General features: G+C 57.4%; 14 protein-coding genes. 3 read left to right on the top strand and 11 right to left on the bottom strand.

Going from position 1 to position 23291, the window contains the following annotated elements:
* Positions 1-19: 19 nt before the first annotated feature.
* From OCY70_RS13385 to OCY70_RS13370, 4 genes are all read right to left on the bottom strand, one after another.
* Positions 20-1300, bottom strand: coding sequence for a vWA domain-containing protein (locus OCY70_RS13385; protein ID WP_213427830.1), 1281 nt, complete (start codon positions 1298-1300; stop codon positions 20-22).
* 207 nt (positions 1301-1507) lie between these two features.
* Entirely contained in the window at positions 1508-3946 is a 2439-nt protein-coding gene (locus OCY70_RS13380) for a transcription initiation factor TFIID (protein ID WP_213427829.1), read from the bottom strand.
* A gap of 1 nt (position 3947) precedes the next feature.
* The gene (locus OCY70_RS13375) at positions 3948-7337 is read right to left on the bottom strand and encodes a tubulin-like doman-containing protein (RefSeq protein WP_213427828.1); all 3390 of its coding nucleotides are present in this window, start codon (positions 7335-7337) and stop codon (positions 3948-3950) included.
* 54 nt (positions 7338-7391) lie between these two features.
* Positions 7392-9173, bottom strand: coding sequence for a vWA domain-containing protein (locus tag OCY70_RS13370; protein ID WP_213427827.1), 1782 nt, complete (start codon positions 9171-9173; stop codon positions 7392-7394).
* A gap of 399 nt (positions 9174-9572) precedes the next feature.
* On the opposite strand from OCY70_RS13370, the gene OCY70_RS13365 reads away from it, so the two are divergent.
* The 3 genes from OCY70_RS13365 to OCY70_RS13355 are packed head-to-tail and all read left to right on the top strand — an operon-like array spanning position 9573 to position 12402.
* The gene (locus OCY70_RS13365) at positions 9573-9725 is read left to right on the top strand and encodes a hypothetical protein (RefSeq protein WP_213427826.1); all 153 of its coding nucleotides are present in this window, start codon (positions 9573-9575) and stop codon (positions 9723-9725) included.
* On the top strand, positions 9722-10663 hold the full coding sequence (locus tag OCY70_RS13360) for a hypothetical protein (protein ID WP_213427825.1): 942 nt from the start codon (positions 9722-9724) through the stop codon (positions 10661-10663). The genes OCY70_RS13365 and OCY70_RS13360 overlap by 4 nt, the downstream gene beginning before the upstream one ends.
* A 5-nt stretch (positions 10664-10668) precedes the next feature.
* The gene (locus OCY70_RS13355) at positions 10669-12402 is read left to right on the top strand and encodes a hypothetical protein (RefSeq protein WP_261944901.1); all 1734 of its coding nucleotides are present in this window, start codon (positions 10669-10671) and stop codon (positions 12400-12402) included.
* A gap of 176 nt (positions 12403-12578) precedes the next feature.
* On the opposite strand, the gene OCY70_RS13350 is transcribed toward OCY70_RS13355, so the two are convergent.
* The 7 genes from OCY70_RS13350 to OCY70_RS13320 form a co-directional block, all read right to left on the bottom strand.
* Entirely contained in the window at positions 12579-13973 is a 1395-nt protein-coding gene (locus tag OCY70_RS13350; RefSeq protein ID WP_213427823.1) for a tryptophanase, read from the bottom strand.
* Between the two features lie 200 nt (positions 13974-14173).
* Complete coding sequence (locus tag OCY70_RS13345; RefSeq protein ID WP_213427822.1) at positions 14174-15025, bottom strand: EcsC family protein; 852 nt, start codon at positions 15023-15025, stop codon at positions 14174-14176.
* A 74-nt stretch (positions 15026-15099) separates the two neighbouring features.
* Positions 15100-15366: a hypothetical protein gene (locus OCY70_RS13340; protein WP_261944900.1), complete on the bottom strand. Its 267-nt coding sequence runs from the start codon at positions 15364-15366 to the stop codon at positions 15100-15102.
* Between the two features lie 36 nt (positions 15367-15402).
* Positions 15403-17025: a beta-N-acetylhexosaminidase gene (nagZ, locus tag OCY70_RS13335; RefSeq protein ID WP_261944899.1), complete on the bottom strand. Its 1623-nt coding sequence runs from the start codon at positions 17023-17025 to the stop codon at positions 15403-15405.
* Between the two features lie 55 nt (positions 17026-17080).
* On the bottom strand, positions 17081-18679 hold the full coding sequence (locus OCY70_RS13330; RefSeq protein WP_213427820.1) for a response regulator: 1599 nt from the start codon (positions 18677-18679) through the stop codon (positions 17081-17083).
* Entirely contained in the window at positions 18676-20511 is a 1836-nt protein-coding gene (locus tag OCY70_RS13325; protein ID WP_213427842.1) for a cache domain-containing sensor histidine kinase, read from the bottom strand. Before OCY70_RS13325 ends, OCY70_RS13330 begins: the two co-directional genes overlap by 4 nt.
* 51 nt (positions 20512-20562) lie before the next feature.
* Complete coding sequence (locus OCY70_RS13320; RefSeq protein ID WP_213427819.1) at positions 20563-21906, bottom strand: ABC transporter substrate-binding protein; 1344 nt, start codon at positions 21904-21906, stop codon at positions 20563-20565.
* Positions 21907-23291: the final 1385 nt, after the last annotated feature.

Below are 23291 nucleotides of genomic sequence, written 5' to 3'. Positions count from 1 at the left end.
CTGTCATGGCCTCCCCACACTAGAATCCGCGGCTGCTCCGATCGGCATGCCGTCCGGACAGGCTGCTGCCTTCACTGTCCGCCGTTCCTCTCCGCCGGCGGCCTTCCCGCTGCCGCAGGTTCTCCTGCACAGGCACGACCAGCGGGAACAGCGCGATGATCCCCGCCAGCACCAGATCGGCGCCCAAGCGCACGGCTCCGTCCGTCAGCGGACGTCCGGACAGGCCGGCCTCCAGCAGGAGACCGGCAAGCAGCCCCGCCGCCGCGCCGCCGATGGCGAAGGTCTTGGCGAGATAGCGGTTGTCGAACACGAGGCCGAGCGACAAGCCGAGCGCCGTTCCGATAAGTACCAAGGCGATGACATGCAGCGCCATATAATAGCCGCTGTCTTGAAGCGGCCCGGAACGCTCCGTCACCAGTGTCCGATCGCCGATGCTGCTGTAAATCTTCTCGAAGATGAACGACAGCTCGTTCGCTTTGGACACATCGTAGTATTGGCCGCCGGTCTCGTCCGCGATCCGGCGCAGGAGGCCCGAGCCTTCCGCCTCGACCAGACTGAGGCCAATCGTGTGAACGGCGATATGCTGCGCCTTATAATCGGCGAGCGCTTCGTTCGTATTCACTTCGCTGAAGCCGTCCGACAGCAGGACGACCATCGTGCCGCGCGAATCATCCTGATTATCCTTGATATGCTTCATCGCTTCGGATAGAGACAGGCCGATATCCGTACCGCCCTGTGTCGGCTGCAGCGCATCGATCTTGGCGAACAGCTCATCCTTGACAGCCTGATCCTTCACTTGCACGAAAGGCTGAAGCAGGTCCACGCTGTCGTTAAATACAAACACAGCTACCCGCTTGTCCCGATCCATCTCTTCGATCATCCGCTTGGCCGCTTCATACCGATCCTGGTTCGGATCCGTCTGCTCCATGCTGCCGGAATTGTCGATCACAAGCACGATATTTTTGACTGTCTTCACGCCGCCCGCTTCGATCTGGTACACCGCTTCCAGCGCCAGGCCCGCGATGAACAGCATGACGAGCGTCGCGGGCACGAGCACCAGCCAGGATGTGCCCGCATACCGCTGCCGCCACGATGGGCCATTCAGCCGGGGCGAGATCATCTCGGCCGTCAGGCAGGCCAGGCCGATGAATAGGGCGATAACCCCGAAGTAAAGCCCGGTCACCACGACATCCGGCCATTCGCCGAACAGGCGGCCCAGCAGCCACTCCCCGGCGGCCCAGCCGACGGCGCCGCCGATCAGGCTGAACACCACCATGAGCCAATTCACTTTTCGCTGCATAAATATAGCATCCTCTCACATAGAATACGTGGCCCCGGCATCGTCCGGTCAGACGCTTACGACGCGGCGGTCCATCCGTTGTCCTTCCGTGCGGCAAGCCTTCGGTTTCCCCGCTGACCCGGGAACGGCCGTTGTCCGTACAGAACCCCGCCTTGCACGGCCGCTGTCCCCTACGCCTCCCGGCGTACATTCAACCGGCATACCGGTTTAACGGACAGGCGGCAGCCGTTCGGGATCGATGCCATGGAATGAATACCCGTTCTGCATATAGCTCTCATAGTACATTTTGCCGTTCCGGTAATACATGAGATCCTCGACGCGGAAGCCGCCCATGATGTTCAGCTTCTCCACCCCGCTGCTTCGCTTCTCATGCACGCAGCCGAGCTTGTAGATGCGGGACGTCTCCTCCTCGTTCAGCGCATACCGCATAAATTCGCTCGTCGCGTCGCCGAAGAAATATTTCTCCTCGTAACGGTGCTTATGCGTATAATCGAGCAGCCGGATATGAATGCCGGCATGCTCCTCCAGCGTCCGGTACAGCTTCTTGAACAGCTCGTCCCGCGACAGCACCTCCTGGTTGCTGTAGTCGATCGTCACGTTCGCCCGCCGCAGCAGCTCTTCCTCGAACGTCTGCTTGAACGGAGCCGCCGTCAAAATATGAGCCCGGCACACCTCGCACATCCGTGCGGCCAACGCGTCCGTTCCCTGCTCCAGCAGGCCGGAGACGCTGCCCATATACCGCTCTTCGCCGAAGGCGCCCGGCCCCCGCTTCGCCTCGATGTCCCGCATGACGTCCGCCGTCACCCGTTCGTAATATTCCATAATATTTTGGCCGATATAGTCATCGGCCTGGCGGATGCTGGCGAGAGCAGCTTCCCGAAGCGTCCGCTCCAGCGACTCCATCTGCTGCACGTACTGCTTGTAGATCGTATGCAGCCGCTCCAGCTCCGCTTCGTATTTCCGGTACAGCCGCAGCTCCGTCTCCAGCCGCAGCACCTCCAGCTTCTGGCGGTACACGGTGTCGAAGAAGGAGCGGATGAAGCTGCGCACATTATGCTTGTCCATCAGCGGCAGCCGCTGGAACGATTGCTCCTCCACCGTCTCGCCGTACTTCTGCTCCAGCTCCGCCCGCGCCGCTTCGAGCGCTCTTCCCGCCTCGCGGATGCGGCCGTGCAGAAGCGGCCAGACGCTGTCCGCTTCCTCCGCCTCGTTCGTCCAGGCGTACACCTGATAGAAGCCGGTATCCGCCTGGGCGGCCAGACGCTGCCGGACCGTATATTGCAGCTCGTCATCCGGAAGCTGCCGGATCGCGCTCTCCGCGGCCCGCTCATAATTATCCCGGAAAAAAGCGATGCATCCGCTGCCGAACAGCGCTTCCTCGGCTTCGCGCAGCGTCATGCGCTTCAATTGGCCGAAGCTGACGCCATGCGTCATGATGCCGTTCATGTCGCCGAGCCGCTCCTCATCCGGAACCGCTTGATCGACCCGGGCCTCGATCGCTTCCGGGTCCAGCCCGAACCAGGCCAGCTTCTCCGCCGCCGTCCGTTCGGGTCCGCCCTTCATCCGCTCCGTCAGCTCCCGGCAGAAATGGTACAGCACGGCGAGCGCTATCGAATGATTCGGGCGCTTCACCTTCGAGAATCCCGCCGAGACGAACCCGATCCGGCCGGATTCGGTCATCAGATTGTTGCGCAGGGAGGTGTTGTTGTAGTTGTCCATTCCATGCGCCCCGGCCGAGTCGGTCCGCTTCCGGTTTTTCAACAGGTTCATATGGCAAATGATCTCGTAATTGTCTTCCTCGTCGAAGGACGACATGCCGCGTTCATTTTTATCCGTCAGCACATAGACGAGATCGAATAGCGGCGAAGCGGGATGCGTCACCTCGATCGCAATCCCGTCTTCCGTCACATGCAGGGGGGCCGAGAACGAATAGTCCGGACTCTGCATATAATCAAGCTCGCGCAGGAACGCGACTCCCGCCGAGCTGGCATAGCCGAAGGCTTCCGCCTGCTCCCGCTCGCTGATCAGCGCGTATAAGTCCGTCTGCACCGACTTGAACGACTGCTGGAAAATCGCTTCCGCCAGCAGCGTAATTTCCGGCACCAGCACATTGAGCGGATCATCGGCCCGCGTAATGACTGCCAGATGAATCCGATCGAAGGAGGCATAGAGGCGGCCGTACTCCGCGATATCGCCGCTCACCTTCCGCAAGGTGCGGTTCAGCTCAAGCAGGCCGCTCTTCTCCTCATAGAACTGGCGGTGCGCATCGCGGCGCATCGTCTTGCGGCTGTCGCTCCCGCCGCTGCCGCCGAGCGGAAGCGCGAGCCGGGCGACTCTGCCGCCGGGTTCCGCCCCATCCCGGGCGGAAGCGGCGCCGCGGGCGGCTGAACCGTCCGCGTCAGCGCCGGAAGCTTCCGCGCCTTGGACCCGGGCCGTGGCATGCACATACATGACGCCGGCGCTGTTATCCCATTTCCGGTCGTTGATCCGGATCATCGGCTCGATGGCGTCCCCCGCCTTCTCGCCGATAAAGAGGAACACCGTCGGATAGTGAATGCTGCTCTGATTGTCGTCCCGGCCGGTGAGCCGGTCCTCGTCGCGCGCATATTCGGTTGCGAACCTTTCCACCATGGTGTGCGTCATCATCTTATTTCAACTTTCTCCGAATGGCGTTCAGCTTGGTCGTCAACTGCTTGTAGAACTGGTACGCATCCTCGCCGTTCGCCAGCTCGATTTTTTCGTATTCCAGCCGTTCGCGCGCTTCCAGGAACGCGGCATACAGCTCATCCAGCTTCGCCAGCAGCGGAGCGACATCCTCCGTCGCCGTCATCTCGGCGGCGCGGCGGGCCGATTTGCGCAGCAGCGTCCCGCGATGCTTCTCATCCAGGCCGCGGAAATGCTCGTATACCTCGTATTCGACATAATCCCGGCTCTTCATCAGATTGGCGAACGGCTCCCACGCTTCCTCTTCCTCATCGCGGTCATAGACGTAAAGCGCGCCTTTTTTGCAGATCGTTCCGGTGTAGAGCGCTTCGATGAATTGATCCTGCCACTTGTCCTCATCCTGATGCTGATTGAGGATCTGGTCGAACTCCGCCACCTTCGCCTCGATCGCTTCGTACTTGGCCAGCTCCTCGCGCAGCCGCGCGATTAGCTCCGGCGAACGGATCAGATTCTCCTTCGCCAGCCCCTCGTTGATGCTGCCGAAAATATCTTTGGTCTCCACCGGCTCCAGACCTTCTTCCAGCAGCCGCTTCAGATCCAGGTAAGCTCGCTTCACTTCCCCGAGATTCGGCTTCGCGGCCTGGAGCTGCAGATCGTAGCCTTTCAGCATCTCATCAAGGTTGAACGGCTTCGTGAAGACGACCGCATAGCGGTTGCTCGTATTCTCGTCCATCCCCTTCTCGATGACGGTCTTGAAGCGCGATCCCCGCTCGAACTCGGCGCGGACGCGGGCATTGTAATTCTGCACCCGTTCGTTCCGGTACGTATCTCCCCACGCTTGCTCCGGAATCGGGGAAGGAAGATAAGTCCAGTTCGCCTTGTCGGTCTGCACGAGATGGCGGCCGATGCCTTCCTTGTCGAGAATCGTGCGCTCGTAGCTCTCCTCATATACTTTGAGCGGCGTATAGACGAAGAGGGGCACCCCGTTATGCGTATTCAGCCAGAAGATGCGGTTCTTCACCTCGCTCTCCTTGACGGTGAAGTTCGACTTGCCGACCGCATTGTTCTGATAATTGCGGATCCCTTTGAGAATGCTCGGCGCCTTGACAGGCACCGATACGAAGCCCCAGCGCGGAAAATGCAAATTGCCCGAGCTGTTGCTCAGATGGAACACCGGAACCGCCTCGTCGTCCAGCTTGCTCGCGATCTGCCGCTCGACGAACTTGTCGATCGACTCGTCGTTGCCGAATTTCATGACGAGGAATTCCTCCATCGATTGCGTAATCAGATCGCCGAACTTGTCCGAGAGGAAGTCCGAGATCGAGCTGACGATATCGAGCTCCTGCTCCTTGATCCACTGGTTCGAGTGATTCAGCAGCTCCAGCGAGAAGTCGCGGATCAGGTCGTCGACTTCCTTCTGATCCATGATGTTGCTGATGACTTTCGAGATATCCGGCACGCTGACAATGTTCCAGTAGTAGGTCCGGTTCCCTTTGTGGTCGGCCTGCTCCTCGCCGTTGATCAGAATGTCGCCGTTCTTTTCGAAGATCGAGTTGAGCGCGTTCAATATTTCCGTAAATACGCTATAAATGCGGTTGTTCTCCTGGTTCAGCAGCTGATACAGATCCTCATAGAATTCGATCATCTGCTCGGTGCGCTCCACATCGGCATGCAGCCAATATTCCTGGATTTTGGCTTCGATGTACATATTTTTCTTTTTGTCCTTGGAAAGAAAGGCGCTCTTCGCATCGCCGAGACGCTCGTTCGCCTGTTCCTGCGCCGCTTCGATATCGCGCGGAATATGATGCAGATTCTCGCGCAGCGTCTCGATGTAGGAGAGCAGCATTTTCAGCAGGCAGAAGCCCTTCTCCGTGTAGATAAGACGGGACACATAGAATGGCCCCTGCTCCGGATGAAGGAACATCCGCCGGATCTGATCGGTGAAGCTGCCGACGATCTCGCCGGGAAGCTGCTTCTTCGCCTTGATGTATTCCTCGCGCGCCCGCGCCAAGAACGTCTGCTCCAGCTCCGTATCCATATTGACGACTTGCATTTTGATGACATTGTTATAGCTCAGGCGCTCGCTGTTCTCGTAGCCCGGCAGCGGCTCGGGCACGCGCGATTCGAACGTCTTCACCATCGTGTCGAGATCGACGCCCAGCTTGCGGGCGAACTTCTCGACCTCCTCCTGGCTCGGCGCCTTCTGGAACATCTTCTCCATCTTCTGGAACAGACGGTACCCGAGATAGGTCGTCATCTCTTCGATCGGCAGGACGGCCGACGAAGCGCCGATGATGTTGTATTCATAATTGGCCGGATACGCCCGGTTCATCTGGGCGATATTCGTGCGGATGTTGCTGATGTAATCGTGAATCGCGAATTCCTCGCCCGACTGCTTCTCCTCGCTTGCCATGAAGTTCGTGATGTTCTCGGCCGTCACGTTCATGCAGTAGTCGTAGGCGTTCTCCAGCAGATTCCCTTCCGTGTTCGTGGCCGAGATCAGATGGCACAGGTTGAATGGCGGCAGCGGGGAATTGACCGTCAAAATGTTGCCGTATTTCTGCCGGAAGCGCTCGCCGCGGCTGTCGACGTTCATCCAGTAATCGAGCTCCTTGAGCGCGGCATAGCCGTTCTTCTTGATATATTCGCGCGTATGCTCGCTCAGGCTCTTGTTCGACAGGTTCACGTCCGGCGTGAACAGATAGCCGAGCGTATTGACGCGGTCGATGCCCGCCGAGCCGTAATCCCGCTCGATAATGCCCCGCACGATGTAGGCGATGTCCAGGAAGCAGCCGCTTCCGGTTCCCCCGGACAAGCCGGACAGCAGAAACACCATCAGCTTCTTGTTCGTGCCGACGGACAGCGTCTTAATCTTCTTGTCGATCGCCTGCACGACCTGATTGATCTTGGTGAACAGCAGCAGGCGTCCCGCCTGGCGCACGCCGGCGGCGCCGTTCATTCCGTCGGTGATGCTCAGCTCGGGGGACAGCCACTCGGTAATGTACGGCTCCAGGATGCTGCGGTTCTGAAGCAGCCCGCCGATCTCGGCGTTCGACAGCAGCACGAATTCATTGAGCGGATCGAGTCCGATGCCGCGGTATTTTTTGTTGCGATCCTGTTCGTTCGTCTCGAAGGCCAGGAACTCCACATTGTCCGGCTTCTCGCGCTTCTTCTTCGAGATCGGATCCTCCGGCAGCTTGAAGCGGCGGTTGATCTGATACTTCAAGCGCAGCAGCGCGTCGATGCCGGTCCCTCCTAGGCCGATAATCAGAATCGGATTGTCGATCGTGTCGACGCGGATCTTATCGCTGACGATTCCTCCGCCCAGCGATACGTCCAATTGCTGAATATGCTCTCTGACGATTGGTTTCATAAATGGATGTTCCTCCCTATAGGTTCAAGTTCAATACGGGCGTGCGGAACGGTTCTACACGATATATTCGATCCAGACCGTCTTATCCACCTGCTGCAGCGGCACCGTAATCCGATCGCCGCTCTTCAGCTCCAGCCCTCTGCTCGCATCGACGGCGCGGCCCGATTTCTCAACCGTTCCGGCCGAGCCGTTCTTGAGCAGGATGCGGTCGTTCTTGCCCGGCATAAAGACCATCTTCTCGGTCTCCTTGAACTCAGGCGCCAACTGCAGGAGCTGGTGGAGCGTAAATTTGCCCTTGAAGGCGGTCAGTTTTTTATATTGCGGGTAGGTCTTCTCTCCCGTATTCTCATCGCGGATCTCGATGACCATCTGCCCGACGAAGCCGCGGTTCGCCTTCTTCCATGCCGCAATCAGGAACCCGGCGGCCAGCGCGAGGACAATCAGGCCGATGGCCGCGTACACGATCCACATCGGGAACGGCTTGTCCGCCTCTCCTTCGCCTGCCCCCGCTTGAGCGGTCGATCCGGCGCCCGCCGGCTTGGCGCTTACCTTGACCGGCTCCGTCTCCCGGTAGAAGCTCTTCTCCTCGGCTCTAACTTTGATCTCGTAATCATGCTTGTCCTTTACCTCGAATTCCCCTTCGAAGCGGTCTCCCGCCAGAGCGAGGGGCAGATCGGCCGTATCGCCGGTATCAAGGTCCTTGACATTCAGCACGGCGCTCATGTTCCGGTACAGCGCATCGTTCTGCAGCTGCTGGCCATTGCTGGTCAAGTAGGCCCCGATTTTGATTTTATCGCCTTTTTTATACGTTTTGGCCGGAATCGGATCCATCGTAAGCTCCAGATCGTAGTTGAAGACGAGGTTAATATCGATCTTGTCCTTGTCCGCCCCCTTGACCTGCAGCTTCCAGTCCCCCTGGCCCGGTTGAAGCAGCTTGAGGAGGGAATAGCTCTTCGAACGGGACAGCTGGACGTCATCCGAAGGAATCGCGACCTCTTTGCCGGACGGGTCGTACAGCTTCAGCTCGACCGGCTTGGAGGACATAATGGAAATATTCGCCTCCATGACGTTCGCGTTCGGCACGTTCACCGTCACGTCCTGATAGCTCCCGTTCCCGGTGATCGACTGGACCGGAACGATTTTCAGCTTCTGATGGCTGGCGAATATTTCGCTCAAAATTTGCGGCAGATCGTCCGCGGACGATGTGACGAACGATTTGCCGTTCGTCCGCTTCGACAATTCCGCCAACGCTTCCTTGTTGAGCTGACCGTCGGCGTTCAGCCCGATCGTATAGATCGGGATGCCCTTTTGCTTCGCTTCTTCTACCGCCGCGTTCAGCTCCCGATCCGACTCCTCCTGCGTGCGGCTGCCGTTCTTGTTCAAATAGTTGTTGCCGTCGGCCAGCAGCACGATCATCGGCTCATGGGCCGGGTCGGCTCCCTGCTGCAGCACCTTGACGGCTTCCTTCATCCCGACCGCGATGTCGGTATAGGGCCCGCGGCTCAATTGGTCGATGAACTGCTTTAGATCCTCCTTGTCCGCCTGGGACCGGATCTCCAGCAGCGCTTTCTCGCGTTCGATTTTATCGGTATAAGCGACGATGCCGACTTTGTCTCCCGAGGAAGACAGCATATCGACGAACATCTTCATCGCTTCGTTCCCGATCTTGTCTTTATCGCTCGTATCCATCGAATTGCTCACATCGATGACAAGCATGGCATCGATCTTCGAGGCCGCCTGGGCAGCCTGCGCCGCGGGCATCTTGCCGAGCAAGGGCAGCAAGCCGAATGCCAGAGTGAACAGCATCATGTAAGCAGCTAATTTTCTCCGAAGCATAGTTGTACTCCTTTATCATAAAATGATAGGTTAATGGCAGGCACTCAAGCGCCACGGAAGACGGCACTATATTGTTATACCTTATAGTTCTTAAGATTAGATGAAAATTTTCTGAATTTCCTTTGCTTCCCAGCCACGATATTGTCTGATATGACAATATATTTACTGATTCTACCACCGATCTGTCATTATGATATAATCAGTGACTGTAAAGTTCAACCTCATTCGACACAATGCAATAGGGACAAGGTCATCGGAATGAAGGATATCGTTGTCGAATTTGTCTAATCAGTATACGATACAAGGACACGCCGCCTGGATAGCTTGCTTGCTGCGGGTTGCGGAGCGTATCCTATTACTCTAGTTACTCTAGTTTGCAGTTAAAGGAAGGGACTCTCTATGTTAGCATACGGTTGCATCGCAGTTTTGTTTCTCTTTGTCGCCAGCCAGGCCGTCCTCTATTGGGTTCGGCGGAAGTCGACGCCTGCGCCGGCGGATATTGACGCCCGGCTTGTCTCCATCGTGAACGGCGAGAGCGGGAGAACGCCATGAAAAAAATACCTGTCTATTTCAGACCGTACCGCAAGCCGAAGCAGCTCTATCATCTCGTGCATCGATGCGCCTCGTGCCAGGCGTTCACCGCGCTGGAGGAAGAAGTGTGCCCTGTCTGCGGCAAAGCCTCGCTGCGCCCGATCGAACGGCATGCTGCCTCTCGGGTGAGACGATCGATGCAGACGAAGCGGCTGTTCGCGCTGCTGCTCGGGCTCATCGGCATCCTGCTGAGCGATACATTCGGGCAGATGGCGCTCTGCGCTGCGGCGTCCATCCTCCTGATCGGCCTCCTCTGGTTCGTCCAGCGGAAGGCGATGTCCGCCGAAGCCAGCCGCGAGCTGGACCAGCTGCTGCAGCGCGAGGAGGAACAGCTGGCCCAGGACATCTACCGCGACTGGGAGCATGCCTTCTCGCATTGGGATGAAGACAAGCAGCTCACCTACGAGCTGCTTCGCGAGCTGCGGCCGCTGATCCGCAACGATACGATTCGGCTGCAGCAGTTGGCGCTGCTTCATTACTTCGCGCTGCGCAAAGATATGGAGCTGGAGCTGGAGCCGCTTCTGCTGCAGCAATATGATCCGCTGCTGGCCGATTACATCGGCGAGATCGCCAAAATCAAGCGGGATCTGATTAAGGACCGCACGTTCCAGTACGTCATTCATTACGAGCCGGAAATTCTCGGCCTGGACAACGGCCAGGAGATTCTGGCGGGCGTGGCTGGCGCGGCCGTGCGCATGAAACGGTACGTGCTCGCCTATCCCGGATTGGTCCGGCGCTACGCCCATCGTCTGCCGAAGGAGCGCTTGCTCCGGCTGAACCGGATGATCCGGCAGCACCCGCACGAGAATTGGGACCGCGTCGCCGACGAGGTGAACCGGATTGTGCGCGAGAAATACGAATGGGATCCTGACTTTCAGGACTCGGCCGGGAGAGGCTGATGTATATGACGATCCGAGACGTCATCAACCCGCGGAATTTGTTGATCTTGTTATGCGCCGCCGCGGTGGTAATGATTGGATTCAAGGGGATGCATATTATTGAGAAAATCGATGCCGTCAAGGAGGCGGACCGGCTATATGCCGCTCATGATCTCGTCGCCGCGGAAGAAGCGTACCGTGAGGCCCGGAACAACCGCTCGATTCGCTATGAAGAAGACAAGCTTGCCGAGCGACTGCGCGAGCTGGCGCCGATTACCGAGATGAAGCGCCAACTGAACGAGGTGATGTCCGAGGCGGACGCCGCGGCGGCATCGCTTCGCTTCGATGCGTTCTTGAAGATACATAGCCGTTATCAGCAATTGCGTTCGACTTATTTGAAGTCGGGCGGCTCGTATGCCGCTGAGTTCAAGGACATGCTGGCCTCCATGCGGGCCGCAGACCGGATGCAGGAGCATTTCGGCCGGTTCAAGGCTCATTTCGAGGCGGAGCTGGAGGACGGCAAGAGGGAGGACGGAGGCGATGAATCGTTCAAGGCGAATCTGCTGGCCATTCCGGCCTCGCTCTTCGGCGGGGCGGACGAGAAGGCCGAGCAATTGACGCGCCTGTTCCGAGCCCATGACGAAGCCAAGCTGGCCCGCCTGGCCGGTCAAGGAGAGTTCCGGCTTATGCTGGACGAGGTGCTGGCCATGCGCGAAGCGTACCGGAAGCTTGACATCGAGGCCGCATGGCTGCAGAGCAAATCGGAGGAGCTTGCCGAGGCGATGCTGCGGAAGGATGTCGAGCAGAACAATGCGAAGGCGTTCGCCCTTCACGCTTCCGCCATTGCGGCCTATGTGGACGCTTCCGGCATCCCGTCACGGCTAAGCGGCTATCTGGAGCGCGAGATGGAGAACTGGATGCGGAAGGCGGACCGCCATGTGGAGGCCGGGGAGTACGAAGCGGCGATCGGCCTCTATGAGGCGCTGGCCGGCTTCCGCGACACGTCCGCGAACATCGAGGCCGTCCGCATCGCCTGGGCCGCGGCGGATCCGTCCCGTCTGCTGCCGGATGGGGACTATCCGCTCGTCAGCGGCGGCCGGGACCGGTTCGGCGCCAAAGTATACGCCCTGGCGATCGATTCGGAGCGGCGCGTGTACTATGCGGCTTGGGACGGCGAATCGCGGCCGACGGTGCTGCGCAGCCAGCCGCTCCCGATCCGGGACGCCGTGCGCAGCCTGACCGTCGAGGACCGGCTGAGCGCCGGCGGTCAGCCAGTCCTGCTCGTCGAAGCCGAATCCGATGCGCGCGCGGCCTCGTACATCGCCTACGCCGCCGCGAGCAACCGGCTGCAGCCGCTGTTCGCGTTCGAGGCGGACGGCTACGAGGTCGGGGCGGATGGCGCCTTGCTGGTGAAGAGCCCGAACGAGGCGGGAGCCGAAGGCAGGACGGCCCGCTATGTGCTGCAAGGCGGCAGTTATCAATTTGCAGGGCTCGTTCAGGATGTGGATTATGCCGATATCCGCGTGGAGCAGCTGCCGGAGCATCCGGGCGAGAAGGTCCGCTTCACCTGCGAGATCGCCGCGGTCAGCCAAGAAGGATCCTACGCCCGCATGGGAGACAGCTATGTTCTGCTGCAGGGCGCTTTCTCCTTCCAGGAAGGCCCGGTTACGGTCATCGGCGTTTTCAACAACTATACGAACGTATATATCGGCGGCGAGGTCGAGGCGATTCCGGTCGTCGAGGTCGAAGCTGTCGAATAGCGGGGGCATTACGGGTCCCTTCCCCGCTTCCCCTCCCCTGCTTGCGAAGCGGGAAGGAGGGGGACGCCCCCCTCCTGCTCCGATCAACGTACATGACCATTCGATGCCGTTCGATGCCCTTCGGTAAACGGTGTCCTTCCGCTTTCGCATTCCCTGTTCAGGCTGGGCGGGATAGCTCAGCGGGAGGGGACTTCTGTCTTGATCGGCCGAAGACGCGCAGTAAAATGCCGCAATATCGGCGGTTCGTACGTGAACTCTAATCCCTTCAACGTGCTTGCCCGGTCCTTGATTGCAATCAGGGCATCCGCAATGACATCCATATGGTTATTCGTATAGACGCGGCGCGGAATCGTCAAGCGCAGCAATTCAAGCTTGCTCTCCAACTGTTCACCCGTCGCGGCATCACGTCCCAGCAGAAAAGAACCGATTTCGACTCCTCGTATCCCCGCTTCAAGATATAACTCATTCGCCAGCACCTGGGCCGGGAACTGCGCCGCGGGAATATGCGGCAGCATCTTCTTGGCGTCAACGAATACGGCATGGCCGCCCGTCGGCGTCTGAAAAGGGATTCCGCCCTCCTCGAGCCGCCGGCCGAGATATTCGATCTGGCCGATGCGATAAGCAAGATACTGCTCGTCGATGCCTTCGCGCAGCCCGCGGGCAAGCGCTTCCATATCGCGGCCGGTCAAGCCGCCGTACGTCGGAAAGCCCTCCATCGGCACCGTCATCGAACGCGCTTGCGTAAATAACGCTTCATCCTTTTTAAAGGCCAGCAAGCCGCCGATATTGACAAGCCCGTCCTTTTTGGCGCTCATCGTGAACCCTTCGCCATAAGAGAACATTTCACGGACGATATCAATGATTTCTTTATCCTCATAGCCTGGCTCGCGCTTCTTGATGAAGTACGCATTCTCCGCATAACGCGCGGCATCGAAAAACACGCGAATCCCGTTCTGCTTCGCAATGGCGGATACCTCGCGAATATTTTCCATGGAGACCGGCTGGCCGCCAGCGCTGTTGTTCGTCACGGTGATAAGGATAAATGCGATGTTTTCCGTTCCTTTTTCCGCGATCGCATGGCGCAGCTTATCGGTATCGAAGTTCCCTTTGAACGGATAAGGCGTCGTCGTATCATAGGCTTGTTCGGTTACAAGATCAACCGCAATTCCTCCGGCCAGATCGACATGCGCGCGCGTTGTATCGAAATGCCAATTGCTCAGGACATACTGCCCTTTTTGAATAAGCAGCGGAAACAGCACCTTTTCGGCGCCCCGCCCCTGATGCATCGGAATCACATGCCGATAACCTGTAATGTGCTGCACCGTGTCGCACAGATGATAATAGTTGCGGCTGCCCGCATACGACTCGTCGCCCAGCATCATGCCGGCCCATTGGTTGTCGCTCATCGCGCTCGTGCCGCTGTCTGTCAACAGATCGATATACACTTCATCCCCGCGCAGCAAAAATGGATTGTATCCCGCCCGTTCCAGCGCCCTCTCCCGTTCTTCCCGTGAGATGATGCGCAGCGGCTCCACCATTTTGATTTTAAACGGCTCTGCAAATCGCGCCATTCCAACACCCCCGTTATTCATAGAAAAATTTTCAAACGATCAGCTTTAAAATCCTCCTTCTCGTTCCAATATTTTGAAGGAGACTTCATTATACTGGAAAAATATAACGGTTTCAATAAAAGGGCCGCTTTGATTCCCTGGCCATCCCCTTGCTCTGTACCCATGTGCAGCATCGAAGCGGACGTGCAAAAAAAGACAGGCTACTCCGGGGCAGCCTGATTCTTCACCGCTTGCAGGCGCGCGAGAATGGCCCGTTTGCGGTACAAATATTGTCCGGTCTCCGCCATATCATGGATTAAAGAGCGGTTGCTGAAGGAGCCGAATACCATGCCAAGGATCGGAATCGTCTGGAACAGCTTCTTCCAGCCGAAGCTGTCGGTGAAGGAAGCCATCGTCTCCCGCCAGCCCTGCATCTCCGACAGTCCCGCCCGTTCCCGTTCGGGATTGTCATAATCGGCCACATCCTTCAGGATCGCCTGCTTGCCCACGACATCCGAGGTCGTGAACTGCATGCATTTGACGATGAAGACCCGCTCGCGCGGATCATCCGGATCGAAGCCGTAGCAGATGGCGGTCTCCTGCAAAGCCTTCAAGGCCAAGCCGAGCACGGCCGGGATGTCCACAGCCAGCGTGAACAGTCCGCCGAAGCCCGTCGTCGCTCCTTGGGCGAACGCCACCTTCTTGTTCACCTCCATGACCTCGGCCGCAGCGGCATCGCATATGGCAAGCGGCAGCGATTGGGCGAGCGCAAGATCCGGTTCGGCCCGCTGCCCGGCCGCCGCCGGGTCCAGTTCGGCCCGCTTCGCCTGCAGCTTGTTCAGCACATGCTTTTTCTGAACCAAATATTTGCCGCCCGTTTGCAGGTAGGCTCCCAGCTCATCCAGCAGCTCGGCTATTTTGCGCTGGAGTCCTGCGGGCGTGAACCGCTCAAGCAATGTGAAGGGCAGGCGCCCGATTTTGTCGAAGAAGGATAGATCCTTCTGCTCCCGTTCCCACTTCTCTACCTCCCGCAGCGCCCGCTCCAGCTCTGCATATTGTTCCTGATTTCTCATCCGGCCGCCTCCCTTATCTGCCGCATGCCATTGATGCTGTCCTTGCTTCTGACACAGTGATGCTTTCATCGATGTTATAAAGGCTTGCCGTAAATCAGTTCCTTCAACGACTGCGCGTCTGCCTTCTCCTTCACGAAATGCTCCAGCAAAGCGCGCGCCTTCTTAACGTCGATACGGGCCTCCGCAGCTTCTCTCCTAATCGGAACGATTCTTATTCCAATATAGCCGGATCCGGCCTCATAAATCCATCGGATATTTTCACTCCGGCCGAACCGCGCGGGCAGCAAGCAAAAAGGCTGTTCCCGCCGCCATGACGACTGGGGAACAGCCTTATGTTGCAATCATCGGCCCGAATCCCTTGCCGATGTTATAGAATTCTACGCCTGATGCCCGAACGGATATTCCGGCGAGATCGTGACCGGCAGCTTGCCGCGCGCTTCCTGCTTGCCTGCCAGCACGGCCGCCAGCGCCTTCATCGTCGCCGGACGATTCTCGTAGCAGCACAGATAGACCTGCGCGTCCGGGAACTGGTTCAAATCATACGGATTGCGCGTCGAGGCCACGATAACCTGCGCATCCGGGCGGCCGATCAGGCCCTGTACAATCTCGACCTGGCCGGGATGGAGCGTGGATACCGCATTATAGGTCAGCACGACAATCTGCTTGAAGGATGCGGCCTTCTCCAAGGTCGCCTTCACTTCGTCCGCTTCCGGATACGTGCCGATCCGCCATTTCTCCACATGGTCTACGTAAGGCGAGAGCGCGGTCGCCAATGTGTAGGACTGTTCGATCGGCTCATCGACCTCCGTGCGCTGGCGCACTTCCGGCCAGATGACGAGCGTCGGCTCCTCCTTGCGCAGCGGAATGGACCCGCCTTCATTTTTGACCAGCGTAATGCTGTTCTCGCAGATGCGGTCGACGACGGCCTTGGAGGCGTCGGAACCGAACAGGGCCGCGAATCGAGGCGTCACCTCCGGCAGGGCGTCCATGCTGCGCTTCGCCTTCAGCGACAGCAGCCGATCGACCGACTCGTCGATCTGCGACTCCGGAATGCGCCCGCTGCGCACCGCCTCGACCAGCGCCGCGATCGCCGCGACCTGCTCTTCGTACGTATGGCTCACTAGCACCAGATCGGCGCCGGCTTCCACCGAGCGCACGGCCCCTTCGGGGATGCCGAATTCTTTTGAAATCGCATGCATCTCCAGACAATCGGTGACGATGACGCCGTTATAGCCGATCCGTTTGCGCAGCAGATTCGTCAGCACGTTGCGCGACAGCGTCGCCGGAATCGGATTCGGCTCGAAGGCCGGGAACATAACATGGGCCGTCATAATCAGATCGACGCCTTCGCGGATGGCGCGAATGAACGGCGCCAGCTCGATCGCGAGCAGCCGCTCCTCGTCATGATTCACCGCCGCCAGCCCGTGGTGGGAATCGACCGCCGTGTCGCCATGACCCGGGAAATGCTTTGCGGTCGCCGCGACGTTCGCTTCCTGCAGCCCGCGGATCTGAGCCGCTCCAAGCTCGGCCACGAGATCCGGGCGCTCGCCGTACGAACGCACCCCGATGACCGGGTTCAGGGCATTATTGTTCACGTCCACGCTTGGCGCGAAGTTCATATTGATGCCCATATGAAGCAGCTCTTCGCCGCAGATGCGGGCCGCTTCATATGCGTCTTCCGCGCTGCGCGCCGCCCCGATCGCCATATTGCCGGGAATGAGCGTAATATCGTCCCAATCGATGCGGGCGACCATGCCCCCTTCCTGGTCGATACAGATAAAGAGCGGAATATCGGTGTGCTTGCGCGAGATGAGCTGCAGCTCCCGGGACAGCCCGCATACCTGCTCCTTGCTCTGCACGTTGCGGCGGAAATAAATGATGCCGCCAACATGATGCTTCTCAATCAGCGTGCGGATATTGTCGTTGACAACCGGGCCGTGAAAGCCGCACATGACCATTTGGCCGATTTTCTGTTCCAATGTCAGTTGCTGTTTACCCATGCCTCTCGTTCCATCCTCTCTGTCGTAAAATGGAGCGCAGATGCCGCCGCGCGTTCTATTCGGCCATGACCCGGGACTCCCGGTAATCGGAAGGAGTCATGCCCGTATACTTCTGGAATACTCTCGAGAAGTACCGGCGCTCGGTATAGCCGACGAGCATGCCGATCTGCGCGATGCTCTTGTCCGTCATGCGCAGCATCGACATCGCGAGCTCCATGCGCTGTCTTGTGACGTATTCAACGAATGTCTCCCCGAAATAATTTTTGAACAGCATGCTGAAGTAGCTGCAGCTGATGCCGAGGTAATCGGCGAGCTCCTCGATGCCGATATCGGAGCCCAGATGCCGATGAATGTAATCCTTCGCCGAAATCATGAGCAATTCGCCCGATTTCTTGTTCATGGCGTGTTCCTTCGTATTGCCGACCAGGTCCGTGATGACGTTCATCAAGTCCTTCACGGTCAAGCTGTGCTGCAGCTTGTTCCACACTTCCTCCTCCTGCTGCGCCTGGATGAATTCCAGTTCCCGCATTTCACGCAGCAGATGGATGACGACATAATGCAGGAATTTCTCGACCCGCATGATCGACTGCTCTGACATGCAGGACAGACTCGTCTGCAAGGAATGAAGACCTTGCTCGACATTGCGCTTGTCGTTCTGCTTCATCCCGGACACGATCTCTTCGACGAGATGCCATTCCGAGACCGACGCGACTTGGCGGGCCATCGAGCCTTCATCGACCGAGAGCAGCTGCTCGTCTTCCGATGCCCATATGAGCACGCGCTGCAGCCGTTTGTATGTGTGGGAGAGCGCGGCCATCGGCACCGGACCCTGATCCCAGGCGAGGCTTACGGTCATCTTGACATGCTCCCGCACCGCCTGTTGAATATCTTGGGCCCAGCACACCATCTGCGAAGTCGTCGCCTCCGCGCGGTCCGGGCCGAACTGAATAAGAACCGCCCATTCCCCTTCCCGCATTTGCAGGACGGCATAGGTCAGTCCCTCCTCCTGGATGGCCTCCTGAAGCACATTGCGAACGGCGAAATTCCACAGCTTGCGCTCGCTATCTACCCATGATACGGTACGCTGGGCATATCCGTCCAGATCGACGAGCAGGACCGCATAGGTCAACCGCTCGGCCGGAACGTCCCCTTCCTGCATCACGAGCGGGGAAGGACCGGATGAGAAGCCCATCAGCACATCGAACAGCATTTTCTCAAAGGCAAGGCGGATGACCTTTCCCCAGCGCCGCTCCTCCTGCTTTTTCTTCTGCTTGCGGGAGCGGACCTCATCGGCCAGCTTGCCTACGGTCTGCTGCAGCTCTTCATAATTAATCGGCTTCACAATATAATCCCGCACCCCGTGCTGCAGGGCGATGCGGGCATATTCGAATTCCTGGTAGCCCGTCAGCATCAGCACCTCCGCTTCGACGCCCATTTTACGGATTTCCCGCAAAAATTCCATACCGTCCATCACAGGCATGCGGATATCGCACAAAATAATATCGGGCTCATGCGCGCGCACCGCATCGATCCCTTCGGCGCCGTTGCGCGCGGTGCCGACGATATCGATCTGCATCTCATTCCAGGGGATGACGATCTTCAGATTGTTCACAATCGGCGCTTCATCGTCAATAAGCAACACCTTCACGTTCATTTCGCTTCCCCCTGTTCATATTTTGGTATCGTTATCTGGATGACCGTTCCCATCTGCGGCGCAGAGCAAATGAACAAGCCGCAGCGCGGGCCGTACCGGATGCGGACCCGGTCGGCCACGCTGCGCACGCCGAGCCCGCGGCGCTCCGTATTGTAGCTGTCGGGCAGCTCCGGATTCGAAGGCTGACACTCATCGGATTGCATATATTGGAAGCGGCTGAGCTGCTCGTTCGACATCCCGATTCCGTTATCCTTCACCCGCAAATAAATACATTCGGCATCCTCGGAGGCGGTGATCCGGATTATCCCGGGATGCATGATGCCGTCGAAGCCGTGCTGAATGCAGTTCTCGACGAGCGGCTGCAGGGTCAGCTTCAATATTTTGGCGTTCATGATTTCATCCGGAACGCTGATCTCGAAGTTGAACACATCCTCGAAGCGGAACTTCTGGATTTCCAAATAACTGCGCGTATACTCCAATTCCTCGCGGATGGTAATCTCTTCCTTGTCCTGAATGCTCGTGCGCAGGATATTCCCCAGCCTGATCACCATCTGGCTTACTTTGCGCCCCTCGTTCTGCACGGCAAGCACATTGATCGATTCCAGCGTATTGAACAGGAAATGCGGCTTGATCTGCGCTTCGAGCACCCGCATCTCCGCCTTGTTCTTCTGTTGCTGTTCCCGCTTGACCTGCTGCAGGAGCACGCATACCTGATCGATTAGGCGGTTGAAGCCGACAGCGAGCGCCCCCAGTTCATCCCGATCCTTCTCGTCGACCCGCGCGTTCATCTCGCCGGACTCCACCCGGCGCATGAAGCGGACGATCCGGTTGATGGAATGAGTAATCCGGTTCACGAACAGCAGATTGAACAGCACGGCGGCAGCCACGCAAATGAGCAAAATAATGGCGACCCACATGCCGAAGCTGATCATCTCTTTGGTCAGCATTTTCCAGGAAGTCACCGAGACGATATGCCAATCATAATCCTTCAGCTTATACATCGAGACGATGCTCTCCTGCCCGTTGAACGACGTCTTGATGCTCTGGTAGCGCGAGCTATCCGATAGCTTGGCGGAATCGATCATCCCGGTCAACGAGTCCCCGTTAGCCAGCTTGTCGCTGTCATACAGAATCATGCCCGCATTATTGACGAGCAGGAAGCGCGTGTCATCCTCCTCTTCCCCTTGGTTGCGGCGGAAATCATTGAATATCGATTCGATCTCCCAGTTCTTGATCTGCACGACAAGAATGCCGATATTGCGCAGGCTGCTTAATTCCTTGACCATCCGAATCTGGGTAAAAACCGGTTCTTGGCCGGTCACCTCCGGGTACTCATAAGGGCCCACCCATTTCGGAGCGCCGTTCAGCTTCAGGACCTGCTCGTAGAGCGGGTGCTTTTTGAACTGATCGAACGGAAGCGCCATAAAGCCTTCTTTGTTAAAAATCGAGATGACCTGACTTTGCGGCAAAGTACTCCGGTAATTATAAAGAAATGCGTATCCGATAGACGGATGGCTGTATAACAGCAGGCGGAAATTGCGCTGATTCTCGTTCAGCTGCAAATAATTCGCGTTGGCCAGATTTTCGCTCGTTCCTGCCGTCAGCGCGTTCTGGAAAACCGAGCTGCTAATGCCGGTGTCCGTCACCCGGTTCATTTCCGAGAAGAAATAGCTGACGCTTTGCCCGATCGCTTTGAGCGAGAATTCCGCCTGCTCGCTGTACTTTTGCTCGAACAATTGAAAGGTAATATAGAACACGAGCGACCCCAGCAAAAGGAGGGGAATGATGATCAACGTTACGAATCCAGCCAACATTTTAAACCGCAAATTCATGCCCGTTCCCAGCTCCGTCCGTATATATTGAGCCAACGAAAGGAACATTCCTTATCTCATGGCCATGTTCGCTTCGTCCTGGACCTTCTGCACGGCGGCCAGCATATCGGCCGGCTTGACTTCGCCTTCCATGACGCGCTGAATGCCGATGCGCAGCTCGGTATCGACCTCGGCCTGGATGAGCGCATCGAACGCCGGCCAGCGGTAACGAACTTCATTGGTGCGCTTGATAATCTCAAGAATAAGGCCGCTGTCGACCACCTGCTCCATCTTCGCCTGCTCCATCTTAAGCGATGGCAGCACGCCGTCTTCCATCAGGCCCTGCAATTGAATCTCTTCATTATAAAAATTGAGGATGAACGACTTGACCGCCTCCAGCTTGCGCGGATCCTCCGCCACCTTGGCCGAGAACGCATACCCGTTGTTCGTGTCCACCATCGCGCTTACCCCGTCCCCCTCCTTGAGCGGAGGCATCAGGAAGAAGCCGAATTTGCTCTTGCCGTCAGCCGTCTTCTCGTCGGTCAGTCCGGAAGATCCCCAAGTTCCGTCGAACATCATGATCGCTTCTCCGGTCAGAAGCTGAGTGCGCTGGTCCGCATACTCCAATCCGAGCTCGCCACGCTTAAAATACCCTTTGTTCACCCATTCCTGATGCTTCGATATCGCTTCCACCATCCGCGGGTCGGTCCACTTCGATTCGCCGGTTTTGAAGCCTGCGGTGAAATGAGGTCCCGTATAGTAAGACCACAGATTGTTAATCGTCATGAGCGGAACCCAGGCATCCTTGGAAGCCCGGGCGAACGGGATTTTGCCGTCGGCTTTGATCTCGTCCGCGATCGCCTCCAGATCGGCCAGCGTCTTCGGCAATTCCAGCCCCTTTTCCGCAAAATACTGCTTATTATAAAAATAGCCTTCAATGGATCCGCCGTTCGGCAAGCCAAAAATCTTCCCCCCATGCGTCCACGGTTCCAGGTTGAGGAACTTGTCCTTCAAACCGAGCTCCTCCAGAATCGGCGCAATATCCAGCACAAGGCCTTCCTTGGCATACAGACCGACATCCGGGCTGCCGAATGTATCGAAAATGTCCGGCGGATTGCCGGCCGCCATCTCGCTTCTCAGCTTATCCTTGCGGTTCACCTCGCTGTCTACCCCATCCAGCCTGATCGTAAGACCCGGATGCTGCTCCTGCGTCTTCTTCACGACCGCCTCGAGACGAGCGAGGCGGTTTTTATTCGCGTCTCCGAGCTGAATATGCCGCAGCTTCAGATCGAACGGCTCGCTATTTAGTGATTGTCCGGACCTGGAACCGTCTTCGCCGCCAATCATACCGCAGGCGCCAATCACCGTCGCCGCCGCCACGATCAGCGTGAGAAGAAGAACAGCCTTTCTTCTCATGGCAAGGCCTCCCCAAGAAAAATAATAGTGTAGTCCATACATAATCAATTATAGGTCTATCGTCCGTATCCGTTAAGGACGAATATCTACGATCGGGGGATAAAATCCTCTACTCCCGATTGTACGATTGTATCCCTGCCAATTGGGGGCAAGCCTGACCCTCAGAAGATAAATCCGATCGTCGGACATCTCCGTCGCACCTCTACCTTTTGCGGTACTCTCCCATCGACTCCCTCTAGACGCATTGCTTTTCGCTCAGGAATATTTCGGATTCACCCCGTCCCAAGTCCCTTTGACCAATATCCCGGTTAGTCAGATGCTTTCCTCTGTCCACCTGCCCATTACACCATTCTCCCATTGAGTCAGGTAGAGGCACGCGGGCCGCTCACGAGTTCTTTTGACCAATTTCCCGGTTAGTCAGATGCTTTCCTCTGTCCATTTGCACATTGCACCATTCTCCCATTGAGTCAGGTAGAGGCACGCGGGCCGCTCACGAGTTCTTTTGATCAATATCTCATTTAGTCAGGCGTTTTCTCTACCGGCCTGCACATTGCACCATTCTCCCATTGAGTCAGGTAGAGGCACGCGGGCCGCTCACGAGTTCTTTTGATCAATATCCCATTCAGTCAGGCGCTTCCTCTGTCCACCTGCACATTGCACCATTCTCCCATTGCATCAGGTAGAGCCAGGCTCACCCCTTACGATCCCTTTTGGGGGTTTTCCTGCTAAACCAGCCCCTGTCATATCCAAACATACCAAAGACTCCTGAACAAATTCTTCACCCCACATGACAGTATGGGGTAGCTCTTGCATGACTCAATTTTCAAAAGAAATCATGTAAGTATACCATTCTGAGTGGTTGGGAGTTTGAACGTAAGAGGATCGGGGACATATTGGCCCTCCTGACTGACGGGGAGGTTGCTTATAAGAGACCACACATACTTATTGGCCCTCCTGACTGACGGGGAAGTTGCACATAAGCGACCCGGCATACATATTGGCCCTCCTGACTGGCTGGGAGATTGCTCATAAGCGACCCAGCATACATATTGACCCTCCTGACTGACGGGGAGATTGAACATAAGCGACCGCACATACTTATTGGCCCTCCTGATTGGCGGGGAGATTGTACATAAACGACCGCACATACTTATTGGCCCTCCTGATTGGCGGGGAGATTGTACATAAACGACCGCACATACTTATTGGCCCTCCTGATATGGCGGGGAGATTGTACATAAACGACCGCACATACTTATTGGCCCTCCTGATTGGCGGGGAGATTGTACATAAACGACCGCACATACTTATTGGCCCTCCTGATTGGCGGGGAGATTGTACATAAGAGACCACACATACTTATTGGCCCTCCTGACTGACGGGGT

It is taken from the genome of Paenibacillus melissococcoides (assembly GCA_944800085.1).
In the GTDB taxonomy this organism is placed as follows: domain Bacteria; phylum Bacillota; class Bacilli; order Paenibacillales; family Paenibacillaceae; genus Paenibacillus_B; species Paenibacillus_B melissococcoides.
The sequence above is the reverse complement of the archived record's forward strand: the minus strand, read 5'-3'. Positions and strand labels throughout refer to the sequence as shown.